We start from the raw sequence: 12,712 nt of genomic DNA on the forward strand, positions 1-12,712 counted from the left end.
ATATGAACTTATTTAATTCTACTCATCAAGATTTACCCTCATTAAGTATTCGTCGCCCAATTCTTATTATCGTTATTAATTTGCTGATTGTTTTGGCAGGAATTGCTGCTATTTTAAATGTAGAAGTACGGGAATTACCGAATGTGGATCGCCCGATTATTACCGTGCGTGCAAATTATCCGGGGGCTTCGCCAGAAACAATGGATGCAGAAGTCACGAGTTTATTAGAAGGCGCGGTGGCGCGGGTGTCTGGGGTTAAATCGATTCGCCCGTCTAGCGAAGAAAATAACATGCGAATGCAAATTGAATTTTCTCCGTCGGTGGATTTAGATCAAGCGGCTGCGGACGTGCGTGAGGCGATCAGTCGGGTGCAGCGGCGTTTGCCAGAGGATGTGGAGCAATTAACTGTCATTAAGGCGGATGCGGATGCCAATCCTATTATTCGTTTAGCGGCTTCTAGCACGCAATTTAATGACAGTGAATTAACTCGTTTTTTAGAACAAAGTGTGGTGCCAGATTTAATTTCTGTTATGGGCGTGGCTGATGTGACTTTATTTGGTACACGTCAGCAACTTTTACGGGTAGCAATTGATCCCATTCGTTTAAATAGTTTTGGTCTCTCTATTTCCGATGTGATTAATGTATTAAAAACAGCACCATTAGATGTTCCAGCGGGCAGTTTTCGTTCTAATGATCAAGAATTATTAGTGCGTGCAGATGCGTCAGCCATTAGCGAAATAGATATTGCTCATTTACAGATTAATCACGATGTAAAAATAGGCGATATTGCGCGGGTTATTTTTGCGCCTGCGGATGCGACTTCTTATGTGCGTTTTAATGGAGATAATGTGATTGGTTTAGGGATTATTCGCCAAGCCCATTCTAATACCATTTTGATTTCTAATGAAGTGCAAAAAGTGGTTGACAAATTAAATCAACGTTTCGATCATTTAACATTGAGCATAACTTCTGATGAAGCCAAATTTATTCGTGATTCGGTGCGCGAAGTTTTAATGACTTTATTGTTAAGTGTTTTAATTGTGATTTTAACCCTATGGTTATTTATGGGGCGTTTTACTGTTACCTTGATTCCAAGTATCACCATTCCTATTGCATTAATTGGCACTATTGCGGCGATTTGGTTATTTGGATTTTCGCTGAATATTTTAACGTTATTAGCTCTGGTATTAGCGACAGGATTAGTGGTGGACGATGCCATTGTGGTATTAGAAAATATTCAACGCCATCGCGCTCAGGGTTTAGGTACGCGAGCGGCGGCGGTTTTAGCCACGCGCCAAGTTTTTTTTGCCGTTGTTGCCACCACGGCGGTCTTAATTTCCGTTTTTATTCCTATCGCTTTTTTGCCCAGTACCGCAGGGCGATTATTTCGAGAATTTGGCTTAGTATTAGCGGTGGCGGTGGGGTTATCTTCATTTGTGGCCTTATCTTTAGTTCCTGCTTTAGCGGCGCGTTTACCTAAAGAACCTGATCAACATTATAAAGGACGTTTATTATTAATTTTTTTAGGAGAAAAATTAGCCTTATTTTATCAATGGACATTAAAGTTTATTTTATCCGCTTGGTGGTTAGCGATAATTTTGGCTTTATTAGCGGTTTGGGGGGCGTGGCAATTATCAGGACAATTAAAACAAGAATTATTACCCAGCGAAGATCGCGGCATTCTTTACGTCTCCGCCACGGGGCCAGATGGCGTGGGCTTAGGCTATACCGAACGCCAAGTGGATTATATTGAAGCGGTATTGCAACCTTTATTAGATTCGGGAGAAATAAGCGCGTTATTTACCATTGTGGGGCGTTTTGATTTAAATCGAGCGCACATTACTGCGCCTTTAGCCGATTGGGAATTGCGCGGCCGTTCTCAACAAGACATGATTAATACATTACGCCCTATATTATTGCAAATTCCAGGAGCAAGAATAGGTGTTTTTGGCACGAATAGCTTAAATTTACGCGGCACAGGCGGCGGAATTGAAATGGCTTTATTAGGCAATAATTACCCTTATTTATATGAAGTCACTAAGCAATTTACTCAGACCATCGAAAGCGAATTGCCTTATTTATCACAACCCGATATTTCTTACCAACCCACACAACCACAATTATCAATTAAAATTAATCGCCAACGGGCTGAAGATTTAGGCATTCATTTAAATGAATTATCCACCACTTTACGGTCTATGATTAGTGGCTATAATTTGTTAGATTTAAATGTAGGGGATCAGGCGATTCCTTTATTTATTGAATCGATGACTGGACGCATTCGTGATCCCAGTGATTTAATGAATTTACAGCTTAAAAATAAAAATGATCAATTGATTCCTTTATCCAGTTTAATTGAATTGGTAGAAGAAGGCATTGCGGCGGAATTAGATCGACATGCACAACGACGTGCTATTGAAGTGAGCTTGGAATTAGCCCCAACTCATGCCATGCAAACCGCTATTAATGATTTACAACAATTAGCGGCTAAAACATTACCTGATGATGTCAGTTTAATTTTCTTAGGCGAAGCGGCGACTTTAGAAGAAACTTCTTATGAGATTTTTATTACTTATGGCATTGCGTTATTAGTGGTTTTTTTAGTGTTAGCGGCGCAATTTGAAAATATCACCAGTGCGATTATTGTCAGTTTAACAATTCCTTTTGGTGTGGCGGCGGCGATTTATGCGTTATTTTTAACGGACACTTCGATTAATATTTATTCGCAAATTGGTCTGGTGATGCTCATTGGATTAATGGCTAAAAATGGTATTTTATTGGTAGAATTTGCCGATCAATTACGGGATCGCGGAGAAACGGTTTATCAAGCCGTGATGACATCAGCGCGGGTGCGTTTACGTCCCATTGTGATGACGTTATTATCCACCGTGATTGGGGGTTTGCCTTTGATTTTAAGCACGGGAGCGGGTGCAGAAGCGCGTATGGCAATGGGTTGGGTGATTTTTGGTGGATTGGGATTGGCGGCTGTTTTTACGCTGTATTTAACGCCTGTTTTTTACTTAGGATTGGCGCGTTTAAGCCCGCCCAGAGCCACAGAAATGCAACGTCTAACTGATGAATTAATCGCAGCGGAATTGAATCAGAAAAAAATGGATGAGTAAAATAAGAAAAGTTCAGAAGGGAAATTTAAAGAGAGGTCAACATGGTGGGCCGTGTAGGATTTGAACCTACGACCAATGGATTAAAAGTCCACTGCTCTACCGCTGAGCTAACGGCCCATGTCGTAAAGAAGTTGTCTATTATACTGAGCTTATCGAAAAAAGCAAGTATTTTTGAAAAAATTTTTACGGCATCTGTGAGAAATCCGAAATACTAAAGAGAGATTTCCTATTGGGTGTCTGTCTGAATCAGAAGCGACAGCCTTAGCGTGAGAAGATTCTATCATTTTCTCACTTCTGATTCAGACCGCATTTGGCTAACTTTCTTCAAATTGCCCAAAACGCATAAAACGCTGATAACGTTGTTCTAATAACTCATGAATAGGGCGAGTTTTTAATTCGTTTAAGGCTTCGCGTAACATATTGCTTAAATGGTTGGACATTAAATCCACATTACGATGCGCTCCGCCCAACGGTTCTGGCACAATCATGTCAATTAAATCCAATTCTTTTAACCGTTGTGAAGTCATATTCATGGCTTCGGCCGCTTCTGGTGCTTTACTGGCACTTTTCCACAAAATAGACGCGCAACCCTCTGGCGAAATCACCGAATAAGTGCTGTATTCAAGCATCATTATCCGATCACCCATGCCAATCGCCAACGCGCCACCCGATCCGCCTTCGCCGATAATCGTTGTGATAATGGGCGTTTTCAGGCTGGCCATTTCGTATAAATTACGCGCAATCGCCTCACTTTGTCCGCGTTCTTCGGCATCCACGCCGGGATAGGCACCGGGCGTGTCGATAAACGTCAACACAGGAACATGGAAACGTTCAGCCAATTTCATTAAACGCAAGGCTTTACGATAGCCTTCTGGTTTGGGCATTCCGAAATTACGCACCAATTTCTCTTTAGTATCACGTCCTTTTTGCTGGCCAATCACCATCACTGGTTGACCTTCAAAACGCGCCAATCCCCCCATCATCGCCCGATCATCACCGAAAGCACGGTCGCCATGCAACTCTTCAAATTCCGTAAAAATACGCTCAATATAATCTAATAAATAAGGGCGTTGCGGATGGCGTGCTAATTGAGAAATTTGCCACGCTGATAACGAGCTAAAAATACTGCGCGTTAATTCTTCACTTTTAAGACGCAATTGTGCCAATTCATTGCTAATATTAATATTGGCATTACTGACATAACGCAACTCTTCAATTTTCGCTTCTAATTCAGCAATAGGCTGTTCAAAATCTAAAAAATTAAGATTCATTAAGGATTCCTTTACGGTTTCGCTTCCAATCGTACATGAGCGGGCGGACGGTCAAACAAAGCGGCTTCGGCTTCTAAGGTTTCAGTGACGACTTGCTGCATTTCCAAATCGCGTTTACGTTCCATACGCAACATGATCCAACCCGCGATAAATACGCCCAAAAACATCACTAAAATAATAATACTCGCCAACGCATTGATTTTAGGACTAACTCCCAATCTCACGCTGGAATAAACCACCATCGGTAAAGTCGTAGAACCAGGACCAGAAACGAAACTCGCCACCACCAAATCATCTAACGACAACGTAAAAGCCAACAACCACCCCGACAATAAAGCCGGCGCAATGATCGGTAAGGTAATGAGAAAAAAGACTTTCCACGGAGTCGCGCCCAAATCCATCGCGGCTTCTTCCAAAGCGGGGTCTAATTCGCGTAAACGAGAGCTGATCACCACAGTGACATACGCCGTACAAAAAGTCACATGCGCAATCCAAATGGTCAACATGCCCCGACCTTGTGGAAAACCAATGGCTTGCTCCAGTGCGACAAATAGCAGCAATAAGGAAATCCCCGTAATTACTTCAGGCATGACCAATGGCGCGGTAATCATCGCCGCAAATGGCGTGTAACCGGGGAAATGACCAAAGCGTGTAATCATCATCGCCGCTGCCGTCCCTAAACCCACTGCCGCCGTCGCGGTCAAAAACGCAATACGTAAACTCATCCATACCGCAGCCAATAATTGCTGATCTTCCCACAAAGCACGATACCATTGCGTTGAAAAACCAGACCAAACGGTCACCAATCGGGATTCATTAAACGAATAAATCACCAAAATAATAATAGGTACATAAAGAAATAAATAACCAAAAGTTAATAATAACCACGTTAAGCGACTGTGCATAATAAACCTGCTATTTTTCCATTTGCTTTAATTGCGAACGATGGAAGATAATAATGGGAATCAGCAAGATCAACAGCATTAATACAGTCACTGCTGAGGCAATCGGCCAATCTCGATTATTAAAGAATTCTTGCCACAAAATCTTACCAATCATTAAATTATCAGGGCCACCCAATAATTCAGGAATCACAAATTCCCCCATCACAGGAATAAACACCAGCATTGAACCTGCAATAATGCCCGCTTTTGACAAGGGTAATGTCACGCTAAAAAAGGCTTTTAATGGACGTGCGCCCAAATCGGCCGCCGCTTCCAACAAACTGGGATCATGTTTGACCAAATTGGTATACAAAGGCAACACCATAAATGGCAAATAAGCATACACAATACCCACGTAGATGGCAAAATTGTTGTACAATAGTTGTATGGGTTCATCAATAATTCCCAAACCCAACAATAAATTATTCAGCAAGCCATTATTTTTTAAAATACCAATCCACGCATAAACGCGAATTAAAAACGAAGTCCAAGACGGTAAAATAATCAACAGCAATAAAATATTGCGCACCGAAGGTGTAGTATGTGCAATGGCATAAGCCATAGGATAACCAATCAGCAAACACAATAAGGTCGAGAAAAATGCAATTTGCAGTGAATTTAAATAGGCATTAATATAAAGCGCATCAGTGAATAAAAAATGATAATTGCCTAAATTCAAAGTCAGTTGAATTTTATCGTTTTCAGTGACCAATAAAGGCTCATAAGGTGGCACCGCAATGGTGGCTTCACTAAAACTGATTTTTAAAACGATAAAAAACGGAATTACGAAAAATAAAATAAACCACGAATAAGGAATAATCATCACCCAAAATCGGTGAAAGGTGAGTAATTCTCGCCATTGTGCTAATTTGTTCATATTGACAACACCATCACGCTAGAGCAAGACCAACGCAAATATACTGCATCATCCCAAGTAATGTCTTCTTCATCTTCCACAAATCGTTTTAAATTAGGGCGAGTAATTAACACTCTCCGTCCCGAAGCCAACTTAACATGATAAGTTGAATGACTCCCCAAATAAGCAATATCAGCGACAATACCTTGTGTGGTATTGATCATATCGGCGGGAGCTTTTTTACTAATTAAAATTTTCTCAGGGCGCAATCCCACCCAAACTTGCATTCCAATTTGTCCATTCACCGCCCGATCCAATGCAATCGGACAACCCAATTCATTGACATTTAATACCGCGTGATCAATTTCATCTTCAGTAATTTCTGCGTCAAAAATATTAATGGAGCCAATAAATTCTGCGGTAAAGCGACTATTTGGCGTTTCATAAATTTCCGAAGGCGTACCTGTTTGCAACAAACGCCCGCGATCCATAATGCCAATGCGGTGCGCCATGGTCATGGCTTCTTCCTGATCATGCGTCACCATCACGCAAGTGACTCCTACGCTTTCTAAAATATTCACCACTTCCAATTGCATTCGCGTGCGCAATTTCTTATCTAAAGCCCCCATTGGCTCATCTAATAGCAATAATTTAGGTCGTTTTGCCAAACTGCGTGCTAATGCCACTCGTTGCCGTTGTCCGCCAGATAATTGATGCGGTTTGCGTTTGGCATAAGGACTCATGTGAACTAATTCTAATAATTCTTTTACCCGCTGTTCAATTTCATCTTTGGGTAATTTATCTTGTTTCAAACCAAAAGCCACATTTTGCGTCACCGTTAAATGGGGAAAAAGTGCGTAAGATTGAAACATCATATTGACAGGGCGTTCATACGGGGGAATCGCCGACATATCTTGGCCATCAATAATAATTTGCCCTTCTGAGGGTTTTTCAAATCCCGCCAACATACGTAATAGGGTGGATTTACCACTGCCTGAACTGCCTAATAAGGCGAAAATTTCCCCTTTAGGAATCACTAAACTCACATTATCTACCGCTAAGAAACGGTCAAATGTTTTAGTGACTTTTTCAATTTCAATATAATGTTTTGCGTCCGTAGTGGGAGGCTTGGTTGGATTATAGCTAGGTTCAGGCATAATAGTCCTTAATGGTCCTTACACTGTTGAATGAAAAAAATAGAAATAGGCAAAAAATTTAAACTTCCATTAGGGTAAATGCGGCCGTTTTAAATAGTCATGCGATTGCATTTCTTGTAAACGGCTTAATGTGCGTTGAAATTGAAACGCTTGTTTTTTTCCCGTGTATAATTCATGGGCGGGTGTTTGTGCTGAAATAATTAATTTGACATTGCGATCATAAAATTCATCCACCAGATTAATAAAACGTAATGCTCTATCATCTTGTTTCTCGTCCATTTGTGGCACATTACTGAGTAAAACAGTATTATAGCATTGTGCCAATTCGATGTAGTCTGGAACAGCTCGCGGAATATCACACAACGCCGTAAAATCAAACCAAATAATCCCATCGCCTAACTTTACTGTACGCAATAAGCGTCCATTAATCTCTAACATTTGTCCGATTTCACCGTGATCAGGGGACAAATGATAAAAGGCTTGTTCCATATTCATTTGTGCGGCATTATCTAAAGGATAATGGTAAATTTCTGCTTGTTCCAAAGCCCGCAAACGATAATCCACCCCATTGTCAACATTAACCACCATAGTATGTTGTTTAATCAGGGCTATCGCGGGTAAAAATCGCTCCCGTTGCAGCCCATTTTTATATAAATTATCAGGCGCAACATTAGAAGTGGCCACTAAAGTCACATTTTGTTCAAATAAAGCCTGTAATAAATTTCCCAATAACATGGCATCAGTAATGTCGCTCACATGAAATTCATCTAAACAAATAATGCGACATTTTTTTGCCCATTGTTGCGAAATAATTTTTAAGGGATTCTGCACATTTTTTAATTGGCGCAATTCATGATGTACGTATTGCATAAAACGGTGAAAATGTATCCGTTGTTTTTCTGCAAAAGGCAAGCAATCATAAAAATTATCCACTAAATATGTCTTACCGCGTCCCACGCCACCCCAAAAATACAAGCCTTGTATTTTATTAACCGCATCAGCGTCGCCACGCCGTTGTAAACGACCGCGTAAACGAGTCAGTAAGCGCGGCGGTGGTACAGAATTTTGGGGCATGGCCAGGGCTTCAAACAGGCGTTGTGTGTGACGAACCGCTTGTTCTTGCGCCGGATCGGCCGAAAAATCAGAACGCTGTAAGTCGGCTTGGTAACGTTGCAGAGGAGTCATTGCCAATCCTTCTCATTGATAAGTCGTTTATTTTTAAGGCGAAAAAGGAAAAAACCGCATCGGTGCAGACATGCGATTCACGTCGTAGCCCATCACCCCAACATGTCCTGTTAATACGCCAAAATGACCACTCATTTTAGCCATGTCATCGCTCATTTTTCCCATATCCTGACTCATTCTTCCCATGTCATGACGCATCGCATTCATGGCATCACTCATGACAATAATATTGCCATTAATACCCGTCATTGTCTCTGACATTTTGGGCATATTTAGCACACTATTATCGATGGAATTAATGGATTTTTGCATATTATCCATATTGGTTGCAACGCGATCAAAATTATGACGCATTCCTTCCATATAATCCGCTATCTTAATCATACGATTGGTAATGTCATTCATGTTGCTGGTTAAGGTGTAAATTAAATAAAACATCGCCACCATTAATACTGACATACCAATCAAACTAAAACGAATAATTTGAGTGGTACGTTGCCCAATACGAATGCTTAATTGTTCCCGCAATGCCATTGAATCTTTAAAATCAGTCATTGCTTGAGAAAAACCGTCACCACCTGCGACAATTCCGAACCATCAGCAGATACAGGCAATGTTTGCGAAGCACGAGAGGTATCAGAAGAATTTGTCATTATCGTTTCCTATGATTAAGGAATGAATCAAAGTTTATCAGAAAAAAAAGCAAATTATTGGGCAAATACAATGGTTTTATGCCCATGCACCAACACTCTATCTTCTAAATGATAACGAAGTCCACGCGCTAATACCAACGTTTCAACATCCGCACCCAAACGAATCATGTCATCAATGCTGTGGCTGTGGCTAATGCGCACCACGTCTTGTTCAATAATGGGGCCTGCGTCCAATTCTTCAGTCACATAGTGGCAGGTCGCGCCAATTAATTTAACGCCACGTGCCGCCGCTTGATGATAAGGTTTCGCACCAATAAAAGAAGGTAAAAAACTGTGATGAATATTAATAATTCGCCCTGAGAATTCTTGACAAATATCAGGGGGTAAAATTTGCATATAACGCGCTAATACAATAGTATCTGCATTATAATCTTGAAATAAACGTTTCACTTCGGCAAAAGCCATTGTTTTATTTTCAGGATTCACGGAAACATGGTAATAAGGAACTTTATGCCATTCAACATAACTTCTTAAATCATTGTGATTAGAAATGACACAAGCCAAATCAAAGTACATTTCACCGCTACGCCAGCGATATAGTAAATTAGTTAAACAATGCGCTTCTCGGCTGACCATGAGAATAACACGCTTTTTAACCGCTGCATCAACCAATCTCCATTGCATTTGGAATTCTTCGGCTAATGGCGCAAATTTTTGCCGCAATTCGGCTAAACTTACCGTGACCGATTCGGCCGTAATTTCTTGCCGCATAAAAAACCAATTCGTCGCTGGATCAGAGTGGTGATTAGCCTCCACAATCCAACCCCCATGATGGGCTAAAAACTGGCTGACCGCAGCCACAATACCCACGCGGTCGGGACAAGCAATATTTAAACGATACGTATGTCTCACAGTTGATGTATCCTTGTTGGTAAAAATGTATCCGATGTGGTTTCAAGCGAGCCAAGCGCGTGGTATTTTATCATGTTGTGCGCAAAGTGATCGGTTTTCTATCATGATTCAGCCCAACTCAATGCAATCCCAGGTCATCTACCAAAAAGATAGGGTTCGTAGAATCCTTATTTTGTCAGAATCAGAATTTACAGACACAAGAATTTTCAAAATTTATTCTTGTAAGTCTTTTATTTTAAATAGATTTTTTATTCTTTAATTCTGAAAATCCTAAAATTCTGTAAATTCTGATTCTGACAGAAAAATTTTATGAATGACTTAATTTTAGTAAAGTATTGCGCTGTAATTACACATTTTAAATAGTTTTGCCTGTTCTGAAAATTTGTAATATTGGTTATTGTGCTTAAATCACGTTAAAATCTCGCTAATTCTATATTGAGATCGGCGTAATTTTATGAAATTGTTTCACTTATTGATGTTATCGTTTTCTATTCTGCTGTTGTCTTGCGGCATTCAAATAAAACCAGCTCATGAGAAAGCATCCAGCTTTACAACGACTTTTCGCTTGAACCAAAATACTCTTCATGTTCCCAAAAAAATAAGAAGCTGTTTTAATTCTCCACGAACTACAAATGAAACTGATGTGTATTTATTGGCGATGGGCGCAAACACGGGAAAACTCACCGGAGCCAATCAAGATGCACAACGCTTTAAAACAGCTATACAGCATCGTTACCATATCCCAGAATCCAACATTTGTTTACTAAAAGATGTTTATCGTCAAGAAGTAAAACAAGCAATCACTCGACTGCACCAAGTGAGTAAAAAAAATGATCTGATTATTTTGTACTTTTCTGGGCATGGTACTCAGATTGTGGACAATGATAGAGATGAGTTACCCGACAAGTTTGACGAGGTTCTTGTGACCTATACGCCACAACGTCCATCCCCAAGCGGAATGATTGAAGCAAACGGTGTGATTGATGATGAACTGGTGGCATGGATTGACGCACTTCCCACAAAGCGAGTTTTGACCGTGTTAGACACTTGTTTTTCAGGTGGAATGTATTTGAATGAGCATAACTTGGAAACGGAGTTAGCCCGCGGCAAGTCGCTCTTTAACCCTGATATACTCAAACTAAAAGGTTCTCGTGCTGTCTCAAAATCAAACCATCCATCTGTCCACCGAGATCGTATATCTTCCAAACAAATTAAAGGCTTATTGCTTTCAGCCGCAGAAGAAGATCAAGAAGCCATCGAACTACCAAAAGAAGGCGGACAATTTACTGTTCTTTTTCTACGGGAATTACAGAAAAAACCTAAAAACAGTTTGCAAGAGATATTTAACGCCACTGCTCGTGCCGTTGCGCGCAGCAAACATGCTCATCATCCAACATCAACAGGAGATTGGGCGATATTATCGGGACTTGACCCCTAAAGCCCACAGTGTGAGGAGAAAAACATGTCATCGCAGGAACAAATATGGAATGACCAGCGGGCTGTCGCCGACATCAAACAAGGAGGAGAGGCAGGATTAAAATATCTGTATGATTGCTATGGCGCAAAACTGGTTGCTTACTATTGCCGCCGCTACCCACAACTCAACCAAAGTGATGCTGAAGATATTTTGCAAGATTGTTTTTTACGTTTTTACAAAAGCATCGATCACTATCAACCTGAAAAAAGTAAGGTTTACACTTACTTAGCCACCATTTATCAGAATTGCTGTATTGATTTTCTCAAAAACAAATCGATATATTCCTCCTTAGACGGTCTTGAAGAAGAGTCCTTTGACGTGTCCTTTGAAGAGCTATATCAACTGCATCAAATCTGGCAACAGTTTACGGCTAAACACCAAAAATGTGCAGATGCCCTGACATTGCAACTCGATGGCAAGTATATAGAGGAGATTGCTAATGCACTTGGCCGTTCTCAGACAGCGACCACTACATTTCTATCGGAATGTCGCAAAAAGCTGAAAAGCCTTTGGCAACTCATTTAAAATTAACAAAGGATATTCGCCATGTCTCACGGAACTGAAAATGGCCAAGAAAACGACGATTGGTCACCACGTGAACGCAAAGCCTTAGAAATGATTTTGGCTGAACAGCGTAATCCAACAAAATTGAATCCAGATACTTGGAATAAAATTGTTGCGCGTTTACCCAAAACACGAGGGAGTGCTGAAGTCATTCCACTAAAACCGAATCCGCTCCCTGAAAATCCGCCCGCTCGTCCCAATAACTGGCCACGTTTATTTTCAATTGCGGCTTCGTTATTGGTGGTGGGGGTGCTGCTGTGGTTGTATCCGCATTCGCCTTTTTCGCCAGATCAGACAGAATCTGGTGAAATTAAATCCATCACACAATCGATTGCTGTGACTGATCCGTATGCTGTGGCGCAAGAATTACAAAAAAAATTAACCCAGTTAGGCATCGAAGCACAACTCACCCCTCATCATGCCTTACCCAATGGATGGTTGCTCACCGCCACAAACTTAACGGAAACCCCCGCTTTAAACGCGCTTTTAAGGGAATATACAGGTAAACGCACTCCAAGCAATGGTCAACTTGAAGTGCTATTTGAACCCACCCAGTAAATCGGCAAAAACT

General features: G+C 40.9%; 11 protein-coding genes and 1 tRNA gene. 4 read left to right on the forward strand and 8 right to left on the reverse strand.

Translation table 11 applies throughout. The annotated features are described in order from the left end of the window. Positions 1-2 precede the first annotated feature (2 nt). Positions 3-3,122, forward strand: coding sequence for an efflux RND transporter permease subunit (locus TPSD3_RS06605; protein WP_086487791.1), 3,120 nt, complete (start codon positions 3-5; stop codon positions 3,120-3,122). Between the two features lie 42 nt (positions 3,123-3,164). On the opposite strand, the gene TPSD3_RS06610 is transcribed toward TPSD3_RS06605, so the two are convergent. From TPSD3_RS06610 to purU, 8 genes are all read right to left on the reverse strand, one after another. Continuing rightward, a tRNA-Lys gene (locus TPSD3_RS06610) sits at positions 3,165-3,239 on the reverse strand. A 197-nt stretch (positions 3,240-3,436) separates the two neighbouring features. Further along, positions 3,437-4,393, reverse strand: coding sequence for an acetyl-CoA carboxylase carboxyltransferase subunit alpha (locus TPSD3_RS06615; RefSeq protein WP_086487792.1), 957 nt, complete (start codon positions 4,391-4,393; stop codon positions 3,437-3,439). Positions 4,394-4,404: 11 nt separating this feature from the next. Beyond that, positions 4,405-5,298, reverse strand: a complete 894-nt coding sequence (locus TPSD3_RS06620; RefSeq protein WP_086487793.1) for an ABC transporter permease subunit — start codon at positions 5,296-5,298, stop codon at positions 4,405-4,407. Between the two features lie 10 nt (positions 5,299-5,308). Next, positions 5,309-6,214, reverse strand: coding sequence for an ABC transporter permease subunit (locus TPSD3_RS06625; RefSeq protein ID WP_086487794.1), 906 nt, complete (start codon positions 6,212-6,214; stop codon positions 5,309-5,311). After that, entirely contained in the window at positions 6,211-7,350 is a 1,140-nt protein-coding gene (locus TPSD3_RS06630; protein ID WP_086487795.1) for an ABC transporter ATP-binding protein, read from the reverse strand. Before TPSD3_RS06630 ends, TPSD3_RS06625 begins: the two co-directional genes overlap by 4 nt. 69 nt (positions 7,351-7,419) lie before the next feature. Then, a complete protein-coding gene (zapE, locus tag TPSD3_RS06635; RefSeq protein ID WP_086487796.1) occupies positions 7,420-8,535 on the reverse strand; it encodes a cell division protein ZapE in 1,116 nt (371 codons plus the stop codon). Between the two features lie 33 nt (positions 8,536-8,568). Continuing rightward, positions 8,569-9,090: a methyl-accepting chemotaxis domain-containing protein gene (locus tag TPSD3_RS06640; RefSeq protein ID WP_086487797.1), complete on the reverse strand. Its 522-nt coding sequence runs from the start codon at positions 9,088-9,090 to the stop codon at positions 8,569-8,571. Between the two features lie 152 nt (positions 9,091-9,242). Beyond that, positions 9,243-10,100, reverse strand: a complete 858-nt coding sequence (purU, locus tag TPSD3_RS06645; protein ID WP_086487798.1) for a formyltetrahydrofolate deformylase — start codon at positions 10,098-10,100, stop codon at positions 9,243-9,245. A 454-nt stretch (positions 10,101-10,554) separates the two neighbouring features. On the opposite strand from purU, the gene TPSD3_RS06650 reads away from it, so the two are divergent. From TPSD3_RS06650 to TPSD3_RS06660, 3 genes are read left to right on the forward strand one after another with little or no spacing between them, the layout of a single operon-like run. Next, positions 10,555-11,538 (forward strand): caspase family protein, encoded by a 984-nt coding sequence (locus tag TPSD3_RS06650; RefSeq protein WP_086487799.1) that lies wholly within the window; start codon positions 10,555-10,557, stop codon positions 11,536-11,538. 24 nt (positions 11,539-11,562) lie between these two features. After that, complete coding sequence (locus TPSD3_RS06655; RefSeq protein WP_086487800.1) at positions 11,563-12,102, forward strand: RNA polymerase sigma factor; 540 nt, start codon at positions 11,563-11,565, stop codon at positions 12,100-12,102. Positions 12,103-12,123: 21 nt separating this feature from the next. Next, complete coding sequence (locus tag TPSD3_RS06660; protein ID WP_086487801.1) at positions 12,124-12,699, forward strand: hypothetical protein; 576 nt, start codon at positions 12,124-12,126, stop codon at positions 12,697-12,699. Positions 12,700-12,712: the final 13 nt, after the last annotated feature.

It is taken from the genome of Thioflexithrix psekupsensis, assembly GCF_002149925.1.
GTDB classification, from domain to species: domain Bacteria; phylum Pseudomonadota; class Gammaproteobacteria; order Beggiatoales; family Beggiatoaceae; genus Thioflexithrix; species Thioflexithrix psekupsensis.

What these genes read in the sequence shown, in the direction of transcription:
- TPSD3_RS06605 (WP_086487791.1), top strand. Translation starts at nt 3, where the DNA reads ATGAACTTATTTAATTCTACTCATCAAGATTTACCCTCATTAAGTATT.
- TPSD3_RS06615 (WP_086487792.1), bottom strand. Translation starts at nt 4,393, where the DNA reads ATGAATCTTAATTTTTTAGATTTTGAACAGCCTATTGCTGAATTAGAA.
- TPSD3_RS06620 (WP_086487793.1), bottom strand. Translation starts at nt 5,298, where the DNA reads ATGCACAGTCGCTTAACGTGGTTATTATTAACTTTTGGTTATTTATTT.
- TPSD3_RS06625 (WP_086487794.1), bottom strand. Translation starts at nt 6,214, where the DNA reads ATGAACAAATTAGCACAATGGCGAGAATTACTCACCTTTCACCGATTT.
- TPSD3_RS06630 (WP_086487795.1), bottom strand. Translation starts at nt 7,350, where the DNA reads ATGCCTGAACCTAGCTATAATCCAACCAAGCCTCCCACTACGGACGCA.
- zapE (WP_086487796.1), bottom strand. Translation starts at nt 8,535, where the DNA reads ATGACTCCTCTGCAACGTTACCAAGCCGACTTACAGCGTTCTGATTTT.
- TPSD3_RS06640 (WP_086487797.1), bottom strand. Translation starts at nt 9,090, where the DNA reads ATGACTGATTTTAAAGATTCAATGGCATTGCGGGAACAATTAAGCATT.
- TPSD3_RS06650 (WP_086487799.1), top strand. Translation starts at nt 10,555, where the DNA reads ATGAAATTGTTTCACTTATTGATGTTATCGTTTTCTATTCTGCTGTTG.
- TPSD3_RS06655 (WP_086487800.1), top strand. Translation starts at nt 11,563, where the DNA reads ATGTCATCGCAGGAACAAATATGGAATGACCAGCGGGCTGTCGCCGAC.
- TPSD3_RS06660 (WP_086487801.1), top strand. Translation starts at nt 12,124, where the DNA reads ATGTCTCACGGAACTGAAAATGGCCAAGAAAACGACGATTGGTCACCA.